Annotated in this window: 24 protein-coding genes; 6 read left to right on the forward strand and 18 right to left on the reverse strand. The window is 47.2% G+C overall.

Annotation, left to right across the window (positions count from 1 at the left end; all coding sequences use genetic code 11):
- Positions 1 to 2: 2 nt before the first annotated feature.
- Genes P404_RS0105565 through P404_RS0105590 form a run of 6 tightly spaced genes read right to left on the reverse strand, consistent with a single transcriptional unit; the run spans position 3 to position 7,494 of the window.
- Positions 3 to 1,352, reverse strand: coding sequence for a phenylacetate--CoA ligase family protein (locus P404_RS0105565; protein ID WP_026830198.1), 1,350 nt, complete (start codon positions 1,350 to 1,352; stop codon positions 3 to 5).
- Positions 1,342 to 2,379 (reverse strand): NAD-dependent epimerase, encoded by a 1,038-nt coding sequence (locus P404_RS0105570; RefSeq protein ID WP_026830199.1) that lies wholly within the window; start codon positions 2,377 to 2,379, stop codon positions 1,342 to 1,344. The genes P404_RS0105565 and P404_RS0105570 overlap by 11 nt, the downstream gene beginning before the upstream one ends.
- The gene (locus P404_RS0105575) at positions 2,369 to 3,661 is read right to left on the reverse strand and encodes a hypothetical protein (RefSeq protein ID WP_026830200.1); all 1,293 of its coding nucleotides are present in this window, start codon (positions 3,659 to 3,661) and stop codon (positions 2,369 to 2,371) included. Before P404_RS0105575 ends, P404_RS0105570 begins: the two co-directional genes overlap by 11 nt.
- 13 nt (positions 3,662 to 3,674) lie before the next feature.
- Positions 3,675 to 4,937: an oligosaccharide flippase family protein gene (locus tag P404_RS0105580; protein WP_026830201.1), complete on the reverse strand. Its 1,263-nt coding sequence runs from the start codon at positions 4,935 to 4,937 to the stop codon at positions 3,675 to 3,677.
- Positions 4,938 to 4,949: 12 nt separating this feature from the next.
- Complete coding sequence (locus P404_RS0105585; protein ID WP_026830202.1) at positions 4,950 to 6,821, reverse strand: polysaccharide biosynthesis protein; 1,872 nt, start codon at positions 6,819 to 6,821, stop codon at positions 4,950 to 4,952.
- A gap of 22 nt (positions 6,822 to 6,843) precedes the next feature.
- Complete coding sequence (locus P404_RS0105590; protein WP_014971334.1) at positions 6,844 to 7,494, reverse strand: YveK family protein; 651 nt, start codon at positions 7,492 to 7,494, stop codon at positions 6,844 to 6,846.
- A 328-nt stretch (positions 7,495 to 7,822) separates the two neighbouring features.
- Here P404_RS0105590 and P404_RS0105600 point away from each other — a divergent pair, with 328 nt between their 5' ends.
- A complete protein-coding gene (locus P404_RS0105600) occupies positions 7,823 to 9,112 on the forward strand; it encodes an O-antigen ligase family protein (protein ID WP_236624333.1) in 1,290 nt (429 codons plus the stop codon).
- Positions 9,113 to 9,143: 31 nt separating this feature from the next.
- The gene (locus tag P404_RS0105605; RefSeq protein WP_026830204.1) at positions 9,144 to 9,902 is read left to right on the forward strand and encodes a hypothetical protein; all 759 of its coding nucleotides are present in this window, start codon (positions 9,144 to 9,146) and stop codon (positions 9,900 to 9,902) included.
- Positions 9,903 to 10,313: 411 nt separating this feature from the next.
- On the opposite strand, the gene P404_RS0105610 is transcribed toward P404_RS0105605, so the two are convergent.
- Both P404_RS0105610 and P404_RS0105615 read right to left on the reverse strand, forming a co-directional pair.
- Positions 10,314 to 11,318: an ATP-grasp domain-containing protein gene (locus tag P404_RS0105610; RefSeq protein ID WP_026830205.1), complete on the reverse strand. Its 1,005-nt coding sequence runs from the start codon at positions 11,316 to 11,318 to the stop codon at positions 10,314 to 10,316.
- Positions 11,319 to 11,413: 95 nt separating this feature from the next.
- The gene (locus P404_RS0105615; protein WP_026830206.1) at positions 11,414 to 11,908 is read right to left on the reverse strand and encodes a VanZ family protein; all 495 of its coding nucleotides are present in this window, start codon (positions 11,906 to 11,908) and stop codon (positions 11,414 to 11,416) included.
- A 228-nt stretch (positions 11,909 to 12,136) separates the two neighbouring features.
- Here P404_RS0105615 and P404_RS0105620 point away from each other — a divergent pair, with 228 nt between their 5' ends.
- Positions 12,137 to 12,556 (forward strand): helix-turn-helix domain-containing protein, encoded by a 420-nt coding sequence (locus P404_RS0105620; protein WP_026830207.1) that lies wholly within the window; start codon positions 12,137 to 12,139, stop codon positions 12,554 to 12,556.
- 75 nt (positions 12,557 to 12,631) lie between these two features.
- Here P404_RS0105620 and P404_RS0105625 read toward each other — a convergent pair whose 3' ends face one another.
- The 4 genes from P404_RS0105625 to P404_RS18495 all read right to left on the reverse strand — a co-directional run bounded on the left by P404_RS0105625 (position 12,632) and on the right by P404_RS18495 (position 15,305).
- Complete coding sequence (locus tag P404_RS0105625) at positions 12,632 to 12,949, reverse strand: hypothetical protein (protein ID WP_026830208.1); 318 nt, start codon at positions 12,947 to 12,949, stop codon at positions 12,632 to 12,634.
- Between the two features lie 179 nt (positions 12,950 to 13,128).
- Positions 13,129 to 13,872 carry a hypothetical protein gene (locus P404_RS0105630; RefSeq protein WP_026830209.1) on the reverse strand — a complete coding sequence of 248 codons (744 nt, stop codon included), beginning with the start codon at positions 13,870 to 13,872 and terminating at the stop codon, positions 13,129 to 13,131.
- On the reverse strand, positions 13,865 to 15,076 hold the full coding sequence (locus P404_RS0105635; RefSeq protein WP_026830210.1) for a hypothetical protein: 1,212 nt from the start codon (positions 15,074 to 15,076) through the stop codon (positions 13,865 to 13,867). Before P404_RS0105635 ends, P404_RS0105630 begins: the two co-directional genes overlap by 8 nt.
- An 82-nt stretch (positions 15,077 to 15,158) precedes the next feature.
- On the reverse strand, positions 15,159 to 15,305 hold the full coding sequence (locus P404_RS18495; RefSeq protein ID WP_160166515.1) for a hypothetical protein: 147 nt from the start codon (positions 15,303 to 15,305) through the stop codon (positions 15,159 to 15,161).
- A gap of 146 nt (positions 15,306 to 15,451) precedes the next feature.
- Between P404_RS18495 and P404_RS0105645 the strand changes: the two genes are divergently transcribed.
- Positions 15,452 to 16,339, forward strand: a complete 888-nt coding sequence (locus tag P404_RS0105645) for a helix-turn-helix domain-containing protein (protein ID WP_026830211.1) — start codon at positions 15,452 to 15,454, stop codon at positions 16,337 to 16,339.
- Positions 16,340 to 16,369: 30 nt separating this feature from the next.
- Here the strand turns inward: P404_RS0105645 and P404_RS0105650 are convergent, their stop codons facing one another.
- Together P404_RS0105650 and P404_RS18575 are read right to left on the reverse strand one after the other, a co-directional pair.
- Positions 16,370 to 16,804: a ribosomal eL19 family protein gene (locus tag P404_RS0105650; RefSeq protein WP_026830212.1), complete on the reverse strand. Its 435-nt coding sequence runs from the start codon at positions 16,802 to 16,804 to the stop codon at positions 16,370 to 16,372.
- Between the two features lie 299 nt (positions 16,805 to 17,103).
- A complete protein-coding gene (locus P404_RS18575) occupies positions 17,104 to 17,277 on the reverse strand; it encodes a hypothetical protein (protein ID WP_162833762.1) in 174 nt (57 codons plus the stop codon).
- Between the two features lie 130 nt (positions 17,278 to 17,407).
- Between P404_RS18575 and P404_RS0105660 the strand changes: the two genes are divergently transcribed.
- On the forward strand, positions 17,408 to 17,989 hold the full coding sequence (locus P404_RS0105660; protein ID WP_026830213.1) for an LOG family protein: 582 nt from the start codon (positions 17,408 to 17,410) through the stop codon (positions 17,987 to 17,989).
- 54 nt (positions 17,990 to 18,043) lie between these two features.
- Here P404_RS0105660 and galU read toward each other — a convergent pair whose 3' ends face one another.
- From galU to P404_RS0105675, 3 genes are all read right to left on the reverse strand, one after another.
- On the reverse strand, positions 18,044 to 18,922 hold the full coding sequence (galU, locus tag P404_RS0105665; RefSeq protein ID WP_026830214.1) for a UTP--glucose-1-phosphate uridylyltransferase GalU: 879 nt from the start codon (positions 18,920 to 18,922) through the stop codon (positions 18,044 to 18,046).
- Positions 18,923 to 19,037: 115 nt separating this feature from the next.
- Positions 19,038 to 19,991 carry an ABC transporter ATP-binding protein gene (locus P404_RS0105670; protein WP_014971348.1) on the reverse strand — a complete coding sequence of 318 codons (954 nt, stop codon included), beginning with the start codon at positions 19,989 to 19,991 and terminating at the stop codon, positions 19,038 to 19,040.
- A 14-nt stretch (positions 19,992 to 20,005) separates the two neighbouring features.
- Positions 20,006 to 20,803, reverse strand: coding sequence for an ABC transporter permease (locus P404_RS0105675; protein ID WP_236624334.1), 798 nt, complete (start codon positions 20,801 to 20,803; stop codon positions 20,006 to 20,008).
- 827 nt (positions 20,804 to 21,630) lie between these two features.
- Between P404_RS0105675 and P404_RS0105685 the strand changes: the two genes are divergently transcribed.
- Positions 21,631 to 23,742 carry a 5'-nucleotidase C-terminal domain-containing protein gene (locus P404_RS0105685; protein ID WP_026830216.1) on the forward strand — a complete coding sequence of 704 codons (2,112 nt, stop codon included), beginning with the start codon at positions 21,631 to 21,633 and terminating at the stop codon, positions 23,740 to 23,742.
- Between the two features lie 41 nt (positions 23,743 to 23,783).
- On the opposite strand, the gene P404_RS0105690 is transcribed toward P404_RS0105685, so the two are convergent.
- The gene (locus tag P404_RS0105690; RefSeq protein WP_236624335.1) at positions 23,784 to 25,253 is read right to left on the reverse strand and encodes an ankyrin repeat domain-containing protein; all 1,470 of its coding nucleotides are present in this window, start codon (positions 25,251 to 25,253) and stop codon (positions 23,784 to 23,786) included.
- Between the last annotated feature and the right edge of the window lie 195 nt (positions 25,254 to 25,448).

A 25,448-nucleotide genomic window follows, 5' to 3' on the forward strand; every position in this document is an offset into this window, starting at 1 on the left:
TCCTATTTCATCGACTGCCTGACGATCAGTGTTTTACCATTCGGTTCCTGCTTCATCTGCCGGACGGGCTCGAGCGTCACCTGCATCGAGGAACCGAGGAGCTTGTGCATCTCGCGTAATAAGATCTTTTCGTGTTTCGGTACAAACAATTGTTCATCCGGAATGTAGCGGAGCGTCACTTGATTCAGCGCGTACTGCTCGACTTGTAAGCGTAAGACCGAGTTCGGTAATTCGCGGGCAATCGTCGTGATGTCTCCTTCGAATACTTTGCCCCGCTTTTCGCTGACGATATAGCTCGTGCCGCGACCGTCAATCGACTCGATGATCGGACCATTCAAGCCGCAGGTACACTGGTCGTGACTCAGCGTCATCCGGTCGCCGATCCGGTAACGGATCAGCGGCGTCCCGCGGGTCGTAAAACAGGTGACGACGACTTCCCCGCCCTCTCCGTATGGTTCAATGATGCCGGTCTCGTGATGGAGGTGCAGCTTCCGCTCACGACACTCCGAGATGATCGGTGCCCCTTCCGACGAACCGTACTGATCGAAGACGGGTGCTTGGAAGGCTTCTTCGAGCAGGCGCCGCATCTCGGGTGTCACCGTTTCCGCTGTTGGAAAGATCGCGGTCAACTTAAAATCAAGTTGAATCTTGTGTTTGAGCATGTACAGCGCAATTTCAAGCATCGCCGTTGGTGTCCCGTCAAGTGCCGCCGGTCGGAACCGGTTCAACTCTTCGATATACGCCGGTAAATTTTCTTCCTTCATGTGGAAAATCGATAACAACAGTTGATTCAACGGACGGTTCATCCGCCAGAAGATCGGTTTTTTCTGATCAACCGCCGTCAAGGTCCGACCCGTGAAACTCGCCCGCCGCATGCCGGAATAAAATCCATGTAACTCTTTGAAGTAATCGAGATGCGCCATCCGTTCTTGGACATCCTCTCGCATGAAGGCGACTTGAAGTGATTTTCCGCTCGTACCGCCAGTCCGCCCGCGGACCGGGGCGTCGATGTTTGACAGGAATGCTGCGTTTTGTTGCCTGAGCGTCTCCTTCTCAAGCACCGGTATCGTCTGTAACTGATCCAGTGAGGTGAAGGGGAGTCGAATATCATGTTCTTGAAACAGTTTTTGGTAGTACGGTGTATGTGTCTGAACGAATAACAGAAAGGCATTCAATCGCTCGAGCTGTTCAATCCGGTAGTCGATCGTTCGATCTTTTTCTCTTAATTCTTTGATTTTTTCCTCATAACCCATACCATATCGTTCCTGCATCAACTTTTTCCCGTAAAGAGAAGTTAAGATATTCTGAATGAATATCGGGGATTTATAATACAACTCTTCTTTAAGCGCCATCTTGAACTCCCTCCTTCAGCCGATAATACTGTTCATACCAGTCGATGAATGCATGGACGCCTGCTTCGATCGTCGTCTGTGGACGATAACCGATTGTTTCAAACAAGGACTCCACATCCGCAAAACTTTCCGGCACATCACCCGCTTGGAGTGGTAATTCATGTTTGATGGCTTTTTTACCGAGCCGCTGTTCAATCAAGGCGACGAATTCGTTCAGTCGGATCGGGCTATGACTGCCGATGTTGAAGACACGATACGGGACGAAACTTCGGTCGGGAAGTGGATTCGCTTTATCAAATTGGGGATCCGCAACCGGCTCCGTCTGCATCAGCCGATAGATGCTTTCGATGATGTCGTCGACATACGTGAAGTCGCGTCCCATCTCACCGTAGTTGTACAGGTCGATCGGTTGACCGTTCGCGATCGCTTCCGTGAACTTGAACAGGGCCATGTCCGGACGTCCCCACGGTCCATAGACGCTGAAGAAGCGAAGACCGGTCGTTTTGATCCCGTAAAGACTGCTGTACGTATGCGCCATCAGTTCGTTCGCTTTTTTCGAAGCGGCGTAGAGACTGAGTGGATGGTCGACCGCATCCGTCGTCGCAAACGGCATCTTCGTATTCGAACCGTAAACGGAACTCGATGAGGCGTAGATCAGTTGCTCGACCGGATGATGACGACAGGCTTCAAGAATCGACAGGAAACCGACGATGTTCGAGGTGATGTAGACGTCCGGCCGATCGATGCTGTACCGGACACCGGCTTGGGCCGCCAGATGGAGGACCAAATCAATCTGTTCTGTCGCAAAGATCTGATCGACCGCTTCGGTATCTTCTAGAGAAACGCGGTAAAACGTGTAACGGCTTGGATCGAGTTCGATCAACCGAGCCTCTTTGAGCGTCGGATCATAATAATCGTTGACTTCATCCAGCCCGACGACCCGGTACCCTTCTGCTAAAAAACGACGTGCCGCATGAAATCCAATGAATCCTGCAATCCCGGTAATTAAAATCGTTTTATTCTGCACGTTTCTCGACCTCCTCGAAGTGATGAAGCACCTGATAGCGGATGTAATGAATCGATGTATACACAATCAACAGCATCGGAAACAGTTTGTAGCGGTGGCGAATCGCCGTTCCAACATTCCCCGTCCCAAGGCCAAAGATGACGGCATTGACGAGAAACAGAAGCAACATGAACAGAAGCACACTGCCAAAAGGATGTTGTTTCAGATACTTCAGGTGCAGGATCGTCAGACCAAACAGCACGAGATAAAACACCGCGTCCGCGAAGAAAATCGCGATGTTCATCACGCTCGACCATTGCCACGGAAACGGTGAAAACAGGAAGTAGATCATCCGGAGCGGTGCGTACAAGATCATGTCGAACGGTCCTGTCACGGTCAGTCCGTTCAGATAGGCGGAACCCCCACGGTCGTAACTCATCCCGCTGAACAGTTGCCCGTTTTGTGAGACATGGGTGAATTTCGCGAACAACACTTCCTGGAAGCTGTAGACGATAAAACCGACGATGACGACCTGGACGAGTAAACGCTGGACTTTCGACGCTTCGAAATCCATCCGCTGCGTCTCGTGATTGTAGAAGGAAAAGTAGACGAGAAGGACCAGAATCCCGACTGCAAGCCCTGAATGGAACATCGTACTGATGAAATAGCCCGTATAGGCGAGTGCCAAATCCATCATCGACTTGTGCATCGTCCAGCGCACCATATAGTACAAGGTATAGACGATCCCGATCGCCACCAGTTGATCACGTAAGAGGATGGGTGAGAGCAACAACCCTTGCGCGAAGAAAGCGAACATCCCAGTTACAATCAGCACGTAATGCATCGGTAACTTCAGTAACATCAGGGTTTTCGAAAAGATGACGATCGAGACGACACCGAGAATGACATTAAAATACTGGGCCAACATCCGCTCCGGTCCGAAGGCGAGATAAAAGAGACCAAGAAACTTCGAATAGCTACCCCGAACGACTTCATTGAACATCGTCGGATCGGTATAGATCAACAACCCTTCCAAATGGAATGCCTCCGTATCGTCACCGCTATGTGGTGGGAGCCGGAACAGTTCCAAATCGACTAACATCAACGTCAACCGGAGCAGGAAAGCTGTCACGAAAATCAGAAACAGCGGTGTCGTGTCCGCCTGTTTCAGCAGATAAAACATCAACAGGACCGAGTTGACGGCAAGAACGGTCGCGACGTAACCTTCAGAAGTCAAAAAGAGCGGTCGGACCAGTTGACTGATCAATGCTTCAAGGACAACGACAATCAGGATCGGCCGCATGTTTTCTCCTCCTTTAGCTACTTTGTTCGATCGCAAGTGCCAGTTTCCGGGGATACAATGAACGATAGAGCGCCGGAATCAACAGAACGATCTGGGTGACGGCACATAAACCATACGCAGTCGTCGCACCGTATAATCCATACATCGGAATCAAGATGCTGCAGGCGACGATGTTGACGACGACACTGCCGAAGATGGCGATCGTCTGGACCCGGAATTGCTGAAATCCGGTCAACAACGCTTGAACGACGGTCGAGTTATAGAAAAAGAGCGACGCGATCATCATCAGGACAAAAATCGTATGGTACTGGACGAATGAAGCATTGTAGAAGATCGTCAGTCCCCACTTCCCAAAAAAGATTGATCCGATGATGAGTAAGATCCCGACCGTATTCGTCATCAGTAGCATCGAGCGGGTCAGCTTCCGCAGCTCCGGTAAACTTTGCCGTTCACCACTTTCAGATGAAAAGTTTGGCAACAAGACGGCGACAAGCGAATGGATGAAAAGACTGCCCAGAACAAGGAGATAGGCGATACTCGCGTAGTAGCCCAGTTCTTCCGTCCCGATCGCATGGCCGACGAACAGGCGGGGAATGTTGGCATTCAAGGCAATCAACAAGGCAACGAAGCCGAGCGGGACGGCTTTGATGAACAGTTGACGTCCCGTCTGATACCGCTCGCTCATCAGCTGGTTTTCGAATCCATGACCGACACGCCGGACGGTCGGTAAATCGTAAAGAATCAGCATGATCAGGTTGCCGGCGACCAAAGCGAGAACGAAACCATGAATCGAATGGGTCGTGAACAGAATCAAGGCCGCGCCCGAGACGTTGACAAGACTTCGGAAGATCTTCGAGATAGCGACTTCCTTGAAGGCCATGTGTCCTTGTAAGAATCCGTAGGCGAGATCCGCAAACGACTCCATGTACTTATTCAGGTAGACGAGTAACGTCAGCCACAGAATGTCGGCTTCTCCGAAGAAATAATAGACGACGAGAAGGACAAAGACGCCGACCGTCAATAAGGAAAATCGTGTTTTGATGAACAAATTGAAGTTTTTTAACCCCGACCGTTCCGCTGTCAAAATCGTACTGGCATTCAGCCAACAAAACATGACGATCGGTGCCGTCAAGGCGAGCGCATAATTGAAGTAACCGATGTTGAGTGGTGTACTCCATTTGATCAACAGCGTCAAAATCATCCATTGATGGAGCGAATAAGCGGTATCGGCGATGAAGATGAGATTAAAACGTGATAGTTGCCGGGCTGATTTCATATCGTCTCCCCCTCATTCCCGGGCGATCCGAATCGCCGGTGGAATCGTTTCCGGCATCTTGTCGGTTCGATTCGTCGCTTCTAGTAGATACGTCCGTAAGGCTTGTTCATCATCAATGGCTGACGCGATGTTGCGTAGATACGGATCAATCGATCCGAACGGGCATGTCTTCCCGACGAGAATCTTCTCGAAGACCCGCTCTTCATGGACCTCCTCCGTTGCGAGTAACTCTTCATATAACTTTTCACCTTTACGAATACCGCTGTAGACGATTGGAATCTGCTCTTCCGTAAAACCACTCAAGTGAATCAAGTTGCGGGCCAGGGTCGTGATGTTGACTGGTTCTCCCATATCGAGGACAAACACTTCGCCCCCTTCAGCGAGAACACTCGCTTGGATGACGAGCCGGCTTGCCTCTGGAATCGTCATGAAGTAACGGGTCATCGCGGGATCGGTCACGGTGATCGGACCACCCTTTGCGATTTGTTCCTTAAAGAGAGGAATGACGGACCCGCGGCTCCCAAGGACATTTCCGAACCGGACGACGGCAAAGGTCGTTTGACTGTTCCTTGCGATCTGTTGGATCACCATCTCGGCAATCCGTTTCGTCGCCCCCATCACACTCGTCGGATTGACCGCCTTATCGGTCGAAATCATGACGACCCGGTTGACGCCGGCTGCTTCTGCTGCCAAGGCGACGTTACGTGTGCCGTAGACATTGTTTTTGACCGCTTCACTTGGGTTATCCTCCATCAGCGGCACATGTTTATGGGCGGCTGCGTGATAGACGAGATCCGGTTTGAAGCGGTGCATCACGTCCATCATCCGGTCCGCATCCTGGACATCGGCGATGACCGAATGTAACGTAATCCCTTCCGTTTCTGCTTCGAGTTCTCGCCGGATCAGATAGATACTGTTTTCACCATGACCCAGTAAAATGAGGTGTTCCGGTTTAAACTTCACAAGTTGGCGACAAATTTCTGATCCGATCGACCCACCCGCACCCGTCACGAGGACCGTCGCCTGACTGACGCTTTTTTCAATTTCCGTGATATCGAGTTCGACCGGCTCCCGTCCGAGTAGATCGGCGATCGATACTTCCCGGATTTGATTGACGGAGACTTGACCGGAGGCCAGTTCGACGAGCATCGGTAACGTATGCGCTTCGACCTTCGTCTGTTTGATCCGGTTCAGCAGGCTGACCCGGTCGGGATAGGACAAGGACGGAATCGCCAGGACGACGGCTTCGATTTTGAATTCTTCGATGATACATTCGAGCTGCTCGATCGTACCGATGACCGGTACACCATGGATCATCATCCCCTTTAGTTCCGGCAAATCATCGAGGAGTCCGACGACGTTCAGGATATGCGCCTTTTTCTGTTTCAACTCTTTCGTGATCATCTGTCCTGAGGCACCGGCACCGATGATTAAGGTCCGTTTCCCAAGCGTCCGATTTTCTCGTTTCAGCTCAAGGCTGCGTCCGCGGATCAACAGTCGGACGAACAAGATCCCATTCAGGACAAGACCGGTCTGGAGAAAGACGGCTCGTTCGACGGCAAAGTCGAATAATGCATATTCGAGTCCGAGTAGGACGAAGCTGCTCGCGACGACGACGACGAGTAAGACACCTAAGTCCCGAAGACTCGCATACCGCCAGATGATTTGATAAAAGCGCATCCAGTGAGCGACAAGCGTCAGTGCGACCCATTGAATCAAGGCGATTTCGATGGCATCCATCAGTTCAAAGTTTGCCGTGAGATTGAGAGGGTTAAAGAAATAGAAGGTCACGACGGTCGCTGCGATGATGACTGCAGCGTCGATCAACCGGAGCAGACCGATCTTGACATGTCTGCGGTACTGCTGAAACGGTGGGGGTTGCATGATTTGCTCCTCCTTTCTCGAGTCAAGAACGGCTCGGACGGCTGACAGCTTGCGGATAGGCGGTTTCTTTCGTTTCTTCAGTGACTGACTTTTTTCCGAGCGCCCGAGAATAGACGATCAATAAACCGAATAAGAGACCGAGGATTCCGCCGATCGCCGTGTTCATCAGGATGTTCGGGGAGACCGGTTTAGTCGGGATCCGGGCAGTCGAGAAGACTTCCGTACTGCTCGTTTTGATCAACTGTGGGACATAATCCTGAAAGACTTCTGTCATCGTATTGGCTTGAATCGCCGCTTGCTCGGCCGACCGATCGGTGACCGATAAGGCGATGACTTGGGAATCCAAGTTACTTGCGACGGTCAGGCGATCCGTCAAATCGAAGATCCGTTTATCGGTCACGTCCATCTTCTGGGCGACTTGATCGATGACTTCGGGGCTTCTTAAAATATCCTGATAGGTACTGACGAGCGTCGTCGTCGATGTCGTTTCCGCATTTGCCTGCGGGACGACAAGGATGTAAGCGGTCGCTTCATACGTCGGCGGAATCACGTAGGTGCTGACGGCATATCCGGCACCCGCTAATAACATGGCCAGTAAGCAAAAAATCCACCAGCCTTTTTTTAATGTCGTCACATGGTCGCTGAATGTCTTTTTTTGATGAATGGAATTCACGTGGTTCACCTCTTTCTCGTTACCTGACACGTTCGCTGGACATTGGTTATGGTTACACCTTATTTCCAAACGGCTACCAAAACAATTAGAGCTTGATGGAAATGATTATATTTTTTTGAGGAGTCATCATGCTTGCGTATCGTTAGTTCATCGAAAAAGATTGTTTCACGAAAAAAAGACGATTCACATAAAAATGATCGCCGTTCCATCAAAATCATCCGCTAAATGTGCATGATGTTCGATAATTTGAGGGTAAATACAAATTTGATGATTAAGAACCCGTAAAATCGGTAATAAGTCCTATATGAAGGGTGGATGAATACTAGTAATGATGTTAAAATCAGTCAATATACCTGAATCGATTGGCTTATTCATCCTGACACTTTGGATTACGATCGATTTATGGACACGTCCGTTATCGTTCACGGATGAAGTCCTGCCGAATCACTGGAATGTACTGATCACACTCGTCTATCTCGTTCTATTTATCGTTTTTTATCTCGTCACCCGTCCCATCTATTTCCCACCACGTGCTTGGACACAACGACTCGTTACCTTATTTTTACTGTATGTCACGTTTCACACCATCATGTTTCTGTTTCGTCCAGCTACCGCTTCTTCGCTTTCGTTACTCCATCTGTTTACGACGTGGCTTTTTGTCATCATCGTCCTATCGCTCACGGCTCGTCCATTCGCTCGTTGGTTTCAACTGTTGAACCTCATTCTTTTATACCAAGCCTTATGTCTTGCAGCTTATGCCTTACTTGTTTCGTTCGGACAGGAATATGTACCGATTGATAACATCCAATCGTTACGACTCGGTCCGATTTCCCTATCACAGCTTTATGTCGGGGAACAAGGTGGTTTTCTCCGGTCGGCCAGTCTGACCAATAATCCGAATGCGTTTGCGGCCTGGCTCGTCCCCGGTGGTCTGATCGCCTGGATGTATGTCTTACAAGCAATCGCTCGACGTAGCCTTCGGTCGCTCGTCTTTTTCGGATTGGTCCTGTCGTTGATTTTCATCGGTTTATTACTAAGTGCTTCTCAGACTGGCATTTACTCATTTTGTTTGCTCGCGTTGTTGACGACCCTTTTGCTGATTCCAGAAAAACGATTGCGGTACCAGGTCACCGGTCTTTACCTGTTAGGTGCCGGTATTCTGATTGGTTCCATCTCTTTCAACAATGCATTGTTTGCGCAATTGATCAGTCTCAACGGACGTAGTGCGTTATGGCAAGCCGGTCTGAGCGCTTCCACGGATCGACTTTGGTTTGGACACGGTCTAGGTTCTTCTGTCGTCGGACTCGAACAACAACTCGGACCAAGCACACTCTATACGTTCCACAGTACACCGATCGTCTATCTATATGAATTCGGGTTAATCGGTCTGTTGCTGTATCTCGCTTCATTCCTCTTGATTCTTGTCCGGTTCATTCGGGATTACCGTCACGACGATTCCTTATCGGTCATCTTGTTGTTACTCAGCCTTTGGTTGCTGTTGCTGCAGTTCACAGAAAGTGTCCTGATTCGACCAAGCGGATTTTATTTCATCTGGCTCAGCTTTTTGATTTATGCGACACGCCGTCGCACGACCTCACAAGAAAGTACCCACACCTAGACGAACACCTACACGAAAGGGGTATGACATCATGAAGAAATGGACAGAACAACAAGTAATCGATAGCTTAATCGAAGCGAGTATCGCCTATCCTGCCTTAGATGCAAAAACGTACGCCCGCTGGTCTACCGGAAAAGAAATCCCGTCGATCACGACGATCATCAACGTGTTTGGTTCATGGCGTGAAGCGCTACATGCTGCTGGATTGTCATCGATCCGCCCGTACTATTCCGATCAGGAAATCCTTGCGTTCATCAAAGAAGCATCGGAACGTCTGCATCCCTTCCACAGCAACAGTTACCGGGAATGGGCAAAAGCGAAACATGGTCCCTCATTGACGTTAATCAATCTACGTTTCGGGTCATGGTCACGGGCCCTTGAGGAAGCACATATCGAGATGACTCGTTCGATCTGTATGACGGAAGAACGCATCATCAACGCGCTCCTCGAAGCATCGGACGTCCTTCCGCGCTTAACGACCCAGACCTATTCGATTTGGGCGCAGGAAAACGGACATCCGACGGTCGCGACGATTGCCCGAAAGTATGGGTCGTGGGTCGATGCCCTCACTTGCCTCGACATTGCACCACCACGCCGGAAGTGGGTCGAAGAGGATGTGCTCGATGCGTTGACACAAGCCCAGCGCGAGCTCCCTTCTCTCAGCATCATCCATTACCGGAAGTGGGCTGAAGGACGGTCTGTCCCAAGCACGTCGACCATCAACGCCTTATTCGGGAGCTGGACATCGGCGGTCCAGTGTTTGAAACGAGCCCGGATTTCGATTTCTTAACGTAGTTGTTTTCACAAAAAAAGGGGCTGACTCATAAGTCAGGTCAAAATCAATCCTTCTAACGGACGTGTCCGACATCCTCCCTTTCCATGGGCGGAAGGTAAGCCGCGGCAGCCCGCATTCTTTGCGGTCATGCCGGGCCTTACCTATTCCTGACGGATCCTGACGGAAGCGCTAATCGTGTTTCCTTTTCCCATAGGAGTCGAGGATGAACGTTTCCGTCCTCCATCAATCAAATGGCCGATGATCCCATCTTTTCACGGGATCATCGGCCATTTCTATGCAAATTCTTATGGTTTACGAAAGAAAAGGGAGTTGGATTTTCGGATCAAACACCGGAAATCCAACTCCCTTCATTCATTTTAATCGAGAGACGCCCTCAATTTTGAGTCAGCCTCGTTTTTTTGGCGCTTACCGTTTGATGTGTTGCAGTTCGACCGCTGAAATCAACGTGACAGCATCATGTTTTAACATATACAGATCACCTGCATATTGCCCGATTTGCGGCAGGTTGGCTTGGTGCAGTAAATTGCGGAACAGTTGTGCCGGGAAATTGACACCACACGCACACGCATACGCATACGCATGAGGATACCCCCCACCAAACCGTGGATTGATTTCTGACAGATACAGCGTCCCCGCAACATCAAACAGATCAAAATCAAGTGGACCGACCAGCCCGGAATCTTCTAACACATGTTCAATCCATTCGAAAACATCTTCCCGGACAACCGAACGGCTTTTGTCGGTCTCCCCGGCCCGCATCGTCAACTTTTCCTTGATGAAAATTGATGTGACTTGGCCCGATATCAAATCCACATAGGCGTCGACACCAAGCTCTTGACCAACCAGTAGTTCTTGAACGATCAAATCCGTATTCTTCAAAAATAACTGCTCCACCTCTTCGAACGTCTCGACCTGTCTGACTTCGATGCTGGCACTTCCGCTACGCGGTTTGACGAATACCGGTAAGTGGACTTCTCCTAAAGAAAGCGCTTCGCGAAACGGCTCCAGTGCCTGATACGTTCTCGCGTGGGCGATTCCTTGACCGAGACAATACTCATACATTGTATATTTATCAAAGCAGAGCTGACACGCTTCAGAAGGCGAGACGACAACCGTCACACCCAGTGCTTCGAAACGTTCAGCCGCTTGTGCCAATAAACCGAGTTCCGGATCAATCAGTGACATGATCGCGGTCACACCTTCCGCCTGACATAATTGTAATAAATGATCGATGTAATCAACCTCATCTATCCTCGGTACGATGTAATGTTGATCCGTCATGTATAATGCTGGTGCTAATGGATTACAATCCGCAGTGCTGACACGTCCCGTCTTAAATTCGTTGACAAAGTATTCGACCAGTTTCGCGCGACGACCGGCGCTCGTGATTAATAGATGAGGTCCTTGCATGCGATTCACTCCCTTTTGTTAATCGTGTTAGCCTTAATGATTCGACCTCACCGCGTGAACACCTGCTGACTTTTAAAAAAACTAGGACAGAAGACTTATATCCGGGCTAAATGTTTTTTTGTCTTTTTTTTCCAAAATGAAAAATACAATACAATACCAACCAAGGCACCGGTTCCATCGAGCAAGACATCTTGAATCAGTCCCGTCCGTCCGCCTGTCAAAATCTGATGGAACTCGTCAAAGACAGCTATCGTGACGGCTACCGTGTACGCAAATAGTCCCGCCAACAGGTAAGGACGAAGCAACCGTATGGTCAGATCAATCAGCGCGATCCCAAGGACGATGAAAATCGAGACATGAGCAGCCTTTCGAATAAAAAATTCGACGAATCCGGACGCCCCCAGTGCTGCGACACTAACCTCTCCGTGATAATCAAACGAAATGAACCGCAACCGTTCAACAAAATCTAAATTCAAGTATCGGGACAAACCGGGTTTTAAGGATTGCTCTTCATACGGCATCGAACTCGATATGAACAAGATGATGACAATCAACAATGTCACATAACCGGACCAAGGAATTTTTTTCAATATGTCTACCTCCTTTATTTCTCTTGTATTAGAATAGCATGTTCTTTTTTTAGCGATTCCTAAATTCTCCAAAACAATAAATGTTTTCTGAATTTTCGACCCATTACATACATAATCATGCAATTATTTTTTTATAAAAACTTTTTTTTACATTTTATAGGTTTGCGCTATAATGAAAATGGTTATTTAGTACTATATGCAAGGAATCAAGAATAGGAGTTGAGCCCTGTGAAACGTGCGCTCGGAAAAAAAATCATGCAATTACGTAAACAACATCAATACACCCAAAAACATTTGGCAGAGCGATGCGGAGAAACCGTCACATCGATTTCTGCCTACGAACGTGGTCAGCGTATGCCAAGTCCGCAAACATTGGAACGACTTGCACTTGCTTTGAACACGACAGTGATTGATCTGATTGACCCTCAGTATGTCCAACATCCTTCGTTGCAGGAGTTCATGGCTCAGTCTCTCGAGCCGACTCAACCACTTGATTTCAAACTCGTCCTAGAAGATGTCCTCGTCCACCTAACACTTTCGACCGAAGTCTATTTTGACGGGCGTCTACTTACTCAAGAAGTGCGGGACCAGATGGCAACGTCGATCAATCAAGCCTTGCAACAAGGATTACAATCAATCAAAGTTTAAATCCCAGCACAAAAACACGATGAGAAGCGAACAGGATTCTTCCTGTACACGTCTCATCGTGTTTTTTCATACACCTTAATCGGACTTCAAGACATGATGAATGTACAACTGTCCTTCTTCATATGTCGCTTCCATCATTCGGCTAAAAAAAGGGGATTTCGATGTTTTTTCTGCCAAAAAAACGCGTTCAAAGCGACTATGTGCTTGACTGACAAAACTGAGTTTCAGTTCCCGTTCGGTTGACTTGAACGTCAGATGCGTTCCGGTATGACCAAAAGCGTCCGGAAGAACTTGTTTCTCGATGAACCGAAACGTTTCTTCTGGAAACAATGCTGTGATAAAGGATAAACAACTGGCTTGTAACGTTTTTGCTTGTGCCGTCTTCTCATCCATAATATCTACCTATCCTCCGTTTGTATGTTGGCATCGTAAAACTGACTATTAAGTACTGCTTTCTTTAATACCCCACCTTTAGACCTAGTTAAACTAGTATTCAAAATATTTATATCCAATTTGAGGAATTTTTTTGTCAAAAAAGATTCTGTGCCCGATGGACACAGAATCTTTTTCTTTCACCCGAGTTTATCCAACTCCAGAATAGTGACCGTTTTACCGGCGTATAAGGTTCGTCCAGTATAACGGGACAGTTTCGCGAACTCAAATAATGTATCCGGCTCATACAGATGCTCGACCATGTAGCTGACCTTCTCATCCTCTCCTGATTTCAGATACAGATTAAAGATCAGTCGATTGTTGTCGACCTTCTGACCATAAAATAACGTACAATCTTGAATTCGTCGTGAAGCGATCGGTTGGACATGTTGTTTCAAATAGTTTGCATTATGGATGTTGACGAGCAATTGTCCCTCTGTCGTCAACAGCTGTCGTACGTTTCGGAAAAACAATAACAGTTCTCCCCGTGAATATCGTGCAATCGTCGTTCCGGGTAAAACGATTTTATCAAAGGCACCGCTTCCCATCACATCAATCAGCTCATTACTCAGTCCATAGACGCGATTCAAATAACGAGAAGAAATTCCGGCGATCCGGTTCAGTTCCGGTTCGACGAGATAAAGATCGTACCCTTCCTGACATAAGGTATTAAATAAATTCGGTGAAAAGGCCCCATATAACAGAACGCGATCTTCTTTTTGTAAGTAACGACGATACAACATCAATTCATCGATTTCCGGTAACGCGGATGTTTCTTGGTAAAGGGCGACGAACCGATCGTCAGCAAACAGATTATTGAGGACTTGAACACGTGAATAGCTCCCTTTTCGTGAAAACGGGCCAAATAATAATGGGTTATCCATGATAAATCAACTCCTTGTACGTCTGAATCGCTGCTTCATAGTCCGCACCGAGCCTTTCCGGCAACACATCAAACCGTTCCTTCTGATCTGCCTCGAGTATCGCGAGGAACACCTCATCCGTCTCAAACAACTGATTCGTCATCAATTCGAAGGCAAAACACCCTTCTGAATTTTGAATGCCGATCATGGACAATGGTCCAATCTTTCCATCCGTCCGGGGTAACTCGAGTACGCTGTACGGTGTCACGAACTGACTTGTCCCCTGAAAGGCCGAGGCAAGCTGAAACAGGACAGGATACAGACTGATTTCCGGGTTTGGAGCCAAGGGATCCATTTGCATCTGTTGCCGTTCGCGTAACTGACAGACGTTTAAATCAAACGTCGAACTGAGTGAGATCCGTTTTCCGTAATCCGCGAATATCCCGTCACTACAGATGAATAAACGGTGCGAGACGGACATTCCGGCAAGTGTCGCATAATCCAGGATGCCAATATGGTGCGCGGGATTAGACACGACACTCGTCTCGTGCCACTGCTCCATCGTAGCTTGCAACGCCTCCCGTTCAAAAGTCGCCAAGCGCTCTTTGATAGGAAACGGCAACGTATCCGAAAACGCGAGCAGGACCGGTGTCCGGCTCATCAGTTCGATGACCGGCAAGTCATGTCGGGTCGACTGATCGATATACAACAAACTGTTGATCGTCATTTGATCAAACAAGGAAGGTTCAATCGAATCCAGCAATGCGGTGTGTTCGACATACACGTGGCGTAACGGTTGTGGCTGACGAGTTGCTGTATCCGGATAGACTCCTGTGAACAAGGACATCATCGCGTCCTGCAGTTCGATCGGTTGTTCGTGAATCATGGATACATCCAGTGGGACCTGTCGTCCTTCTAAGAAATACGGATCACCAAACAAGACATCGCCTCGTTCATTCACCAAATGGAACTGGACATGTAACATACGTTGTTGTAAATAGGCGACGAGTCGTAAGGTCCGTTCACCCGGTCCACGCAAGATGAACAGATAATGTTCAAACTCTTGAAAGTCCATATAGTCGAGTAAATCCAAAAAGGTATGCTGATCGTAATCATAACGATCCATTGAAAAACGGTGTTGCTCACAAAATTGAACAAGCGCATCAGTAGGATCAAGTTGGTGGAGCCAGCCTTCACTTTCAGAAAGAATCGTTAGTCCGATCATGTCCATGCTCCTTTCAGTAGATGATTTTAAAAAAGGGCTTCAGACCTTTGACGGAATGAAGCCACGTCGTCGAGAGACGTTATTATGAAGTTTTGAGTTCGCGTTTCGCCGGTGGTTTGATCCGGTCCATTTCTCGACTAGTTAAGGGTGCGACCGAGACGTTAGCAGCATTTAAGCACCAGCCGTAAGACGTCATCGTCCGGCGCGATTCTTTAAAGGTGAAGTTCATAGGAGTTACCCCTTTCTTTCGGATAAAATGGTGGACAACACGTTGACGAATTTTCGAAGTAAAAACTTGGTATCGGACACCTTTCCCTTTTATAATAAGAAAGGTATCGTTTTCTCAAATCCACTGGACAGAAAGGACAGAACCCGATGGATCAATTCACGTCACCGCAGATTGGTCTTGCCCTTCGCCGCCTTCGGAAGAAACACAATCTGACTCAGAAGGATTTGGCGAACGGAATTTGCAGCCAAGCGGAAATCAGTAAGATTGAAAGTGGAACACATTCTCCGACCGTTGATTTGCTCTATGCACTTTCAGTAAGACTACAAGTTCCATTAACAACGTTTTTAAATCAGTCTAATACACTTGAAACAATCAAAATTATTGACGACGAATTATTAACTAAATTTCAAAATAAAAAATATGAAGAAATTTTTCGATTATCAAAAAAAAATATAGAGCATCTGGATAAAAGCGAAGAATTGAGATCTTTGTATTCTTTTTATTTACACTTAAGTGCATTTAGATTACGTAAAATTGATTATCGAACTTGTATTATTCAATTACAACGTTTATCAGATAACTATATTAAGATCTATTATTCACCTAAAATGTTATTTCGTATAAAATCTTCAATTGCTACGATTTACCAAGAAAACAGTAATTTTTTATACAGTTTAAAAACATATGAAGAATTACTTTCGTTTAGCTTTGACAGCGAAGAACTGTTAGTAGAGAAAATTCGATTGCTATATAACATTTCAAAGATACTAGTTTCTTTAGCTAAATATGAGAGGGCTCTCAATTATGTTAAAGAAGGAATATATTTAAGTTTAAGATTTAAGGATATGTCTTTGTTAGGCCAACTTTTTTATCAAAAAGGGTACATTTTAGAAATGTCAGGTTCAACCTTATATGATATTAATGATGCCTACCAGAAAGCTTATACACTATTCGATATCTTAGGAATGGAAGAATATAAGCAGATTCTCATACAAAATAATAAAGTAACAATGCCTTATCATAGTAAGGAGTAATTTTTTTATTCTCTATTCTCCCACAGAGTATCATCCTAATTTTTTTATCGAATGCTTTGGTGGAAGAAGGTCTTTTGCTATCTGCTTCACAGCGTGTTCTGGTGGGAGAAGATCTTTCGCTACCTGCTTCACGGCATGTTCTGGCGGGAGAAGGTCTTTCGCTACCTGCTTCACGGCATGTTCTGGTGGGAGAAGGTCTTTCGCTACCTGCTTCACGGCATGTTCTGGTGGGAGAAGATCTTTCGCTACCTGCTTCACGGCATGTTCTGGTGGGAGAAGATCTTTCGCTACCTGCTTCACGGCATGTTCTGGTGGGAGAAGATCTTTCGCTACCTGCTTCACGGCATGTTCTGGTGGGAGAAGGTCTTTCCCAAACGATGAGACATTTGAAGTATTTGCAATTCCTAAACCTAACATAAGGAATGTACTTCCACTTAATAAAATTAATTTCTTTTTTAAGTTCATAATTAACAACCTCCTAATTTTTTTGTCTAGCTTTGTAACAACATCATATATCCTTAGACCCCCTTCGGATATTCGAATACGAATATTTCACTCATTTTGCACATTATTTACACTTAATGTATCTTTCGACCTAGGTCTTAGGTCACTAAACGTGTATCTTTTTTACATTTAATCCGACTTTATGTCGAATGCGTGTATAAAAATAGATTTTTTAGAATATTCTTTCATTCCGTTTTAATTGGCTCATGACCTAAAAAACCCGCTCTGTTTGCATTTAAGCAAACGAAACGGGTTCCTTTTTATTTTGATGAACGGCGCAGCACAATGAAATATCCTACTCCCAGCAGGACGACCAGCCCAAGCAAGACGCTACTGATCGTTGTCCGGGCAGGTGATTCCGGTATCCAAATCCCGATTGTAAGATTGATTGCCGCAATCAGCAATACGAGCCATACGATGGTTTTTGGTCTCATCTTTTCCTCCTTCACTTTGACGTGTTTCTACCTAATCATTTTCGTGATAACGTTACAAAATCCCTCTTATTCGAACTGTCTTGATATGATATGTTGACAGAAGACGATTTTTAACAAGGAGGACATAAGAATGAAAAAGCTTGCAGTGTTTTGTGGTTCAAAAGACGGAGCAACACCGATTTTCCGGGAAGCAGCGACGACGCTCGGTACAGCCCTTGCTCACCAAAAACTCGATCTCGTCTATGGTGGTTCACGCGTCGGAACGATGGGGGCTGTCGCCGATGCCGTACTCGCAGCAAACGGACAAGCAATCGGAGTTCTCCCCCACTTCTTACAGGAAAAAGAGATTGCCCATCCCGATCTAACGGAACTCCATCTCGTGGAATCGATGCACGACCGAAAAGCGAAGATGGCTGAACTTGCGGACGGCTTCATCATTCTACCGGGTGGTCCCGGAACGATGGAAGAATTTTTTGAAGTCTTTACCTGGGCTCAGCTCGGCTTACATGAAAAACCGTGTGGTATTTTAAACATCGACGGTTATTATGACCCGCTCGTCACGCTGTTCCAACAGATGGAAACACAGGGATTTTTGATTCCAGAACATGCTTCGATGCTGCTGGTCGAATCGGAACCGGAACGATTACTCGAACGGTTCCGTACGTATACGGCACCCCACGTAAAAACCTACATGAATACGAAACAAACCTGACTGATGTCGACTCAACAACAAAGCTCACTGACGAGCTTTGTTGTTTTTGTTTTTTTAGTCCGTCCAGCTTTCGACGTGGTGACGTAACAAGGCTCTGACATCCGCTTGAATCTCTGGATCTTCGAGTGCAAAGGCAAGTGTCGTTTCGACGTAACCCATCTTTTCTCCGACATCAAAACGTCTCCCGTCGATCTCGTAACCGTAGACGTTTTCTTGTCCATTCAAACGTTCGATCGCGTCCGTCAGCTGGATTTCACCACCAGCCCCCGCTTCCTGATTGGCGAGGAACTCAAAAATCGTTGGTGTCAGGATATACCGTCCGATGATGGCCATGTTGGAAGGTGACGTTCCTTGTGCTGGCTTCTCGACGAACTGTCGGACCTGATAACGGCGTCCGGTCTGATTCAGTGGATCAATGATGCCGTAGCGGTGGGTGTCTTCTGTCGGAACGTGCCGGACCCCGACGACCGATGCGTCAAGTTCTTCATACTGATTCATCAGTTGTTTGAGACCAGGTTCTTCCGAGACGATGATATCGTCACCGAGTAAGACGGCAAACGGTTCGTCACCGATAAAATGACGGGCACTCCAAATCGCGTGTCCGAGTCCTTTTGGTTCTTTTTGGCGGATATAATGAATCTCAGCCATCGTCGTCGAGGCATCCACTTCTTTTAACAATTCGAGTTTTCCTTTTTCTCGCAAAATGTTTTCAAGTTCCGGTGCATGATCAAAATGATCCTCAATCGCTCGTTTGTTTCGTCCCGAGACGATGATGATCTGTTCGATCCCCGAAGCGACCGCTTCCTCGACGATGTATTGAATCGTTGGTTTCGTCAAGATCGGCAACATCTCTTTCGGCATCGCTTTTGTCGCCGGCAGGAACCTCGTCCCGAGTCCCGCTGCCGGGATGATGGCTTTTCTGATTTTTTTCATGACAGCCCTCCGCTCATGTACTTACTTCTACTTGTTCTTATTTCTTTTTTCTAGTAGCTATTCCCTGTTTTCATCAAGAAAAAGACCATGAACGATCACGTCCATGGTCTCTCTATTAAAACAATTTAGATAACGCTTCGCTGAAAGTGACGAAGGACGGTGTCTCATCGATGACCATTAGACTGCCGGCTGCGATGACCAGCAGGCTGATGCCTGACAAGATCCACCCCGGATGTTTGACGGTATCTTCCGCATCCACGTTTTGTTTCCCTGGTTTCGCCTGTTGTGCCTGTTCCTTTAGACGATCCTTCCGGTACTGATGCTGCTCTTCTTTCGTCAGCTTTTTGTATTCGGTCAGGAACTTCTTGTATTCCGGCACGACTTCCTTCGTCGTCCCATCCTGTTTGACTTGTCCGTACTCAAGCCAGATGACCCGTTCACAGAAACTTCTGATCTGACTCAGCGAGTGACTGACGAAGATGATCGTCTTGCCTTCATTTTTGAACTCGTTCATCTTATCGATACAGCGGTTATAAAACGTTTGATCCCCGACCGATAAGGCTTCGTCGACAATCAGGATATCGGCATCCACATTGACGGCAATCGCAAATCCAAGTCGCGATTTCATCCCGCTGGAATACTTTTTGATCGGTTGATCGATGAAGTCCCCGATGTCCGCAAAATCGATGATGCCCGGCATCCGGCGTTCGATTTCGGCGTCATCCATTCCGAGCATCAAACATTTCAAATGGATGTTCTCACGACCTGTCAGGACATTTTTCAGACCTTGGGAAACGGCGATGATCGCGACTTCCCCATTGATCGAAACTTCTCCTTCATTCGCGTAGATGATACCCGAGATCAAGTTCGACAACGTCGATTTTCCGGATCCATTGATTCCGACAAGACCCACGACTTCACCCGATCCGATGTCGATGGACACATCACGGAGCGCCGTAAACGTCTTGACGTTTTTACTTTGATTCTTAAATAACAGCTTAAACTTTTCTTTGGTCGTCGTGACCATATCAAATCGTTTCGTGACATGGTCGAGTTTTATCATAGACATGGCGATTTCCTTCCTTAAACGAGCTCGGTGAATGATTTACGGAACTTGATGTGTAAAAACGTTCCGGCTGTGAACAAGAGCAATGTCACGCTCCAGAAATAAAGTCCGGTCGGCCACTCCTGCCAGACCCAGGCACCTCCGAGTAAGCTGGCACGGTATCCTTCAACGAGGTAGAAGACCGGGTTCAGACGCAGAACACCATGTAAGACATCCGGGAAGCGTTCGATGTTCCAAAGAATCGGTGTCAGATAAAACAGCATCCGCATCATCGATTGCAGGAACAGCTGAATATCTTTGACGAGCGTAATCAATGTCGAGAAACAAAGGGAGAAGGCGTAGACGAAAATATAGGTCGCCGCCATATAATAAGGTAACTGAAGCAGTTTCCACGTAATCGGGATTCCGTTCAGGATGATGACGAAAAAGACAATCACAAGCATCGCAAAATGCTGATACATCCGGGACAAAATCACATAAGACGGAATCGCACTCATCGGGAAACGCATCTTCGTCACCATCGCGAGCCGGTTATTGATCGAGTTCGATCCGCGGAGCAAGGCGTCATTGATGAAGAACCAGACGACGATCCCACATAAAAGCCAGACGATGAACGGGATATCCCCGTCGACGTTTTTATTCCCTTTCAGTCCGACCCCAAAGACGAACCAATAAATGAAGATTTGTAAGCCGGGATTGAGCAGCTCCCATAACAGACCAAGCCGTTGTTCCGCGTGCGCCGATTTGATCTCATAACGAGCAAGACGGCGGATCAGAGGAAAATTCTCCACCTGTTCGCGGATGATACTTTTCATTTCTTTCCACATAATTAAATTCCTTCCGATCTGTAAAGGTACATGTATTTTAGTTCAGTTGCATCCACTAAAAAAGACGGACTCCATTCGCGAATCTTCAAACGAACGATGGACCGTGCACAGACTCCTTGTCTGCACGTTGACATATTCCTCCCTTCTCTTCAAAGCACTCTTTTCCTATTAAAAAAGCAGGCAGCAGGTGCCATACACTTAATCAATTCTAGCCATCGTTAAAAATCGTGTCAATCTATTGGGCAAACCGACACCAAACTGTAGCTTTCTGGGTAACAAAAAAAAGCGCTTCAACGATGTCAAAGACATCGCTGAACGCCGGTTGTGAATGGTATGGAAGTGGAAATTCAATCGTCGTCGGGGGAGAGGACAATCCCCAGATCAACAGAATACTCATCACACATAAAATGACTATGATCACTGTCCCTTGAATTGTCTCTTTCATCGTCTCGTTGTTCTCCTCCCGCAATTTCCTCATTTCTTCATCATACAAAATTCCCGCTCTGAATCCCACCAATAGATTATCAAATAATGGGAATGTTTGACGTTTCGATGTATATTTTCGTTTCTTTTTTCCCGCAGACAGATTATAATGAAAACGCTATCATTTTATTACTTTAGGTCGAATTGACTAGAAAATCGGACGAAATCAAACGTCTTGAGTAGGTTGTCATGTCGTCCGACCTAAGAATTTACGAAGTTTACAAAAGTTTTATCGCAACAGATGGACAGAACGACTTATAGTAGAAGAAGAGGTCAACGATCGCATTTCGACCTTGTATTCATACACCCACTTTGAAGGAGGATTTCTACGTATGTACAAATCAAAACCGCTTTACGCGGCAGCCGTCGCTGTCGCCCTGACGACATCGGCAATCGTGCCGGTTGCGCAGACTACTGTTTCCGCAGCAACGCATGTCAAAGTCAAAACGGTCAAACTCAAGTCACTCGTCTTCACAAAAGGTGCCCCAGTCAAATTACCTGCTACATATAAGGGCGAGAAGATTACGTGGAAGAGCTATGATCGTCATATCTTCAACCGTTATCAGACGGTCAAAGGGACGTATGGCAAGAAGAAATCGCCGATCGAAATCAAAATCTTCATCCAAAACTATGCCGTGAAATTCGTCGAGAGCGTCAAGGAACAGACGATTTATGTCGGTGACAAACCCGAGCTTCCAAAAACACTGGCTGTCCTCTATGCGACAGGCCGTGTCTATGATAAACCGGTCCGCTGGTCGAAGGTCGACACGAGCGAAGCCGGAACGAAATATGCCGTCGCGAGCTACACGCGTCTCGGTAAAACGATCACCCTCAAAGCAAAAATCAATGTCTTGGACGTCAATAAGGACGATTTCTCAATCGGCTTACTGCATACGAATGATACACACGCAAATCTCGACAAAGCACCAAAACGGGCGACGGTCATCAAAGACTTGCGTGCTGCCTATAAAGCAGACGGTACACCGTCCCTTTTACTGGATGCAGGCGATGTCTTCTCAGGATCACTCTACTTCAACAAGTTTCAAGGACAAGCCGATCTCGAGCTCATGAACTACATGAAATACGACTTGATGACGTTCGGGAACCATGAGTTCGATCTCGGAGACCAAGACAACCACCAAGCCTTAAAAGACTTCGTCACAAAAGCGAAGTTCCCGTTCATCACAGCGAACGTCGACTTCAGCAAAAACGAGTTACTTGCTGGTCTCCAGTCAAAAACGATCACAGCCGGTCCTGAAAAAGGAAAAATCTATCAAGGTGTCATCAAAGAGTACAAAGGTCAAAAAATCGGATTCTTCGGTTTGACGACAGAAGAGACCGCTGAGATCTCGAGCCCAGGTACAGTCGCGTTCGCGAACTACATCGCCAGTGCGAAAGCTGCCGTCAAGAAGCTCGAAGATCGTGGCGTCAACAAGATCGTCGCGTTGACACACATCGGCTTTGACGACAACCCAGCAGTCGATAACGACCAGTTGCTCGCACGGAACGTTGACGGGATCGACGTCATCGTCGGCGGTCACTCGCATACGAAAATCGAAAAATTCGATGTCGAGAGCGGGACAGTCGTCGATGAGACGGTCGTTCCTGGTAAAACAGAACCAACGATCATCGCCCAAGCGTATCAATACGGCGATTTCCTCGGCAATCTTAACTTGACGTTCGATTACAAAGGGAAGTTGACGGAGTATAAAGGTTCATTGGTCGACGTCTCAAAAGCAGCAGAAGACGTCAAAGCAGCAGAGATCCTCAAACCATACGCAGATCAAATCACAGAGTTGAAGAATGAGGAAGTCGGTGCGAACATCGTCAACGAACTTGTCAACCCGCGTGGAGAAGTCAGTGTCCGGAACAGCGAAACAGCTCTCGGTAACTTGATCACAGATGGTATGCTCCAAAAAGCAAAAGAATACAATGCCGAAACGGTCATCGCGATGCAAAACGGCGGTGGAATCCGGGCAGCGATCAACGCCGGACCACTCACGGTCGGTGAAGTCCTGACGACGCTTCCGTTTGGTAACACACTAGCAACAGCGAAATTGACAGGTCAGGAAATCAAAGACCTGCTTGAAATCAGTGTTGGTGTCGCACCGATCGAAAACGGTGGATTCCTCCACGTATCGGGCATGAAGTTCGAATACAGCAGCAAACTCGCAAAAGGTGACCGTGTCACGAAGATGGAAGTCAACAACAACGGAACGCTTGAAGCCATCGACCTTGCGAAAACGTACGTCATCGCGACGAATGCGTTCACAGCAAAAGGTGGAGACGGTCTGACACCGTTCGAAGTCGCGTATAAAGCGGGCCGCGTAACGGATCTTGGTCTCTCGGACTGGGAAAACCTCCGTGACTTCACGAAGTCGCTCGGCGAAGTCGATTACAAAATCGAAGGCCGCATCATCGATACAAAAGTAGAATCAAAATAATCACGAAAAGGACGATTTCCCAAGCGGGAGATCGTCCTTTTTCATAGGGTCTGGGTTTGGGTTTGTTTCAGTAGGACGATGATGTCATCGAGTTCATACTCCTGAGCCATCATCAGGGGGGTATACCCATCGGCATTTTTCAGCGCCGGATCTGCTCCCTGATCGAGCAACAGCTTGACGGTCTGCGTCCCTTCCCCCTCGACCGCATGATGCAACGGGGTGTACTTCTCGTCGTCCTGCTGGTTGATTGCTTCGCCTCGTTTCAGATAAAGCTCGACCAGCTCCTTATTGTTGCTATAGACAGCGGTGATGAACGGGCGTTCTCCGAACTCATTGACGCTATCGACATCACTCCCGGCAGCGAGCAAGGCATCAAAGACGCCTTTTAACCCTTCACTTGATTTCCGGTACCCGAGGTAATGGAGCGCCGTATCCCCGTCCGCATCGACGGCTTTCATGTCACTCGTCGGAATCAGCTTGTTGATCTCGTCGAGTGTCCCTTTTTGAATCGCCGCCATCAGTTTCGTTTCGCCTAAGTCTTGTTTTGAGCCGACTGCCTGTTCGACGGGTTTTGTCCAGTTCGTCAGCCAGCCTGGTGTCGCAAACGTCGTTGCGAAAAAGACGAGGCTTGCGAGCACAACATAACTCAAGCTGACGAACAGACCAGTCGCCAGGCGCGGCGCGCGGGACGGCGTCTTTAGTCCAGCCGTCATTAACCGCCGTGAAACGGATCGTTGAGTGCGGAACAGTTCACTGAGCATCATCGCGAGTGAAGGGGCTTGCTGTTTTTCTTCTATGTAGTCTGTCAAATCCAACCGATTCCATATCGCCGGACCAACGACCGACCGGACAAGGGCTGGAATCCGGTTTTCTTCCTCCAGCTGCGCCAAGGCGAGACGATCTGCCGTCTCCTCACAGGCTCGTACGTAGGCACTCCGTAAAAAGGGGACCCAGCTTCCGAGTAACAACAACATCCGTTTCTCTTCGTGGTTCTGCTTCAAGTGGACAAGTTCCCGTAAGATTTCAAAACGTGTCGTTTCATCCAGCTTATAATCAGCAGGTAACACAAGCATATACTTTTGAAACAACCCCATCGTTCGTGGTCGTGTGATGGTCCGGTGATGGGGCAAGATGACCTCCGGTACTTTCCAAAAACCCAATTGCTTGGCGTCTTGACGAAGTTGTTCATACACTACCGGTTGTTGTTTTTCACTCAGAAAAATCCCGTCTGTCCGTATCGTCATCACACGGATCCACTGACGCATCCAGATGAGCACCAGCAACAGGACGAGCATCCCGACTAGAGCGATACCTATCGTTCCGAGTGCAAGGATCCCGATAACTAGACCACACCCTGTCATCAGCGTGCTCAGTAACAGCAACCAAAAATAAAGTTGTTCTCGTTTTGAGATCGATTGGTTGCCCTGTTTGATTTGTTCTGTTTCGTCCATCATCTCTTCACCTCTTTTTTCCTTGCCTTTATCATACCGGTAATCCCATAAGAGTTCCAAGGCAATTCTTGTTAATCGTTCGAATCATTATATTTAAATATATTTTTAAGATGAAAATATATTTTTTCTTAGTATGTCTAAAGACCCAATGTAGTTATAAATAACTTAGCTAAAAATTACTTTTAAACGCTATTTATTTAGATATACCAACATTCTTTGTAACATTTGAAATATTAGACCTGTGATTCTTTAGAA

Origin of the sequence: Exiguobacterium antarcticum DSM 14480 (genome assembly GCF_000685865.1) — a bacterium.
Classification (GTDB): domain Bacteria; phylum Bacillota; class Bacilli; order Exiguobacteriales; family Exiguobacteriaceae; genus Exiguobacterium_A; species Exiguobacterium_A antarcticum.

Bases quoted from the DNA above. Each gene is read 5' to 3' on its own strand.
- P404_RS0105645 (WP_026830211.1), top strand. From the start codon at position 15,452: ATGGATCAATTCACGTCACCGCAGATTGGTCTTGCCCTTCGCCGCCTT.
- P404_RS0105565 (WP_026830198.1), bottom strand. From the start codon at position 1,352: ATGGCGCTTAAAGAAGAGTTGTATTATAAATCCCCGATATTCATTCAG.
- P404_RS0105575 (WP_026830200.1), bottom strand. From the start codon at position 3,661: ATGCGGCCGATCCTGATTGTCGTTGTCCTTGAAGCATTGATCAGTCAA.
- P404_RS0105600 (WP_236624333.1), top strand. From the start codon at position 7,823: ATGATGTTAAAATCAGTCAATATACCTGAATCGATTGGCTTATTCATC.
- P404_RS0105670 (WP_014971348.1), bottom strand. From the start codon at position 19,991: ATGTCTATGATAAAACTCGACCATGTCACGAAACGATTTGATATGGTC.
- P404_RS0105630 (WP_026830209.1), bottom strand. From the start codon at position 13,872: ATGGATAACCCATTATTATTTGGCCCGTTTTCACGAAAAGGGAGCTAT.
- P404_RS0105685 (WP_026830216.1), top strand. From the start codon at position 21,631: ATGTACAAATCAAAACCGCTTTACGCGGCAGCCGTCGCTGTCGCCCTG.
- P404_RS0105635 (WP_026830210.1), bottom strand. From the start codon at position 15,076: ATGATCGGACTAACGATTCTTTCTGAAAGTGAAGGCTGGCTCCACCAA.
- galU (WP_026830214.1), bottom strand. From the start codon at position 18,922: ATGAAAAAAATCAGAAAAGCCATCATCCCGGCAGCGGGACTCGGGACG.
- P404_RS0105660 (WP_026830213.1), top strand. From the start codon at position 17,408: ATGAAAAAGCTTGCAGTGTTTTGTGGTTCAAAAGACGGAGCAACACCG.
- P404_RS0105605 (WP_026830204.1), top strand. From the start codon at position 9,144: ATGAAGAAATGGACAGAACAACAAGTAATCGATAGCTTAATCGAAGCG.
- P404_RS0105675 (WP_236624334.1), bottom strand. From the start codon at position 20,803: ATGAAAAGTATCATCCGCGAACAGGTGGAGAATTTTCCTCTGATCCGC.
- P404_RS18495 (WP_160166515.1), bottom strand. From the start codon at position 15,305: ATGAACTTCACCTTTAAAGAATCGCGCCGGACGATGACGTCTTACGGC.
- P404_RS0105650 (WP_026830212.1), bottom strand. From the start codon at position 16,804: ATGAACTTAAAAAAGAAATTAATTTTATTAAGTGGAAGTACATTCCTT.
- P404_RS0105610 (WP_026830205.1), bottom strand. From the start codon at position 11,318: ATGCAAGGACCTCATCTATTAATCACGAGCGCCGGTCGTCGCGCGAAA.
- P404_RS0105625 (WP_026830208.1), bottom strand. From the start codon at position 12,949: ATGGATGAGAAGACGGCACAAGCAAAAACGTTACAAGCCAGTTGTTTA.
- P404_RS0105585 (WP_026830202.1), bottom strand. From the start codon at position 6,821: ATGCAACCCCCACCGTTTCAGCAGTACCGCAGACATGTCAAGATCGGT.
- P404_RS18575 (WP_162833762.1), bottom strand. From the start codon at position 17,277: ATGAGACCAAAAACCATCGTATGGCTCGTATTGCTGATTGCGGCAATC.
- P404_RS0105580 (WP_026830201.1), bottom strand. From the start codon at position 4,937: ATGAAATCAGCCCGGCAACTATCACGTTTTAATCTCATCTTCATCGCC.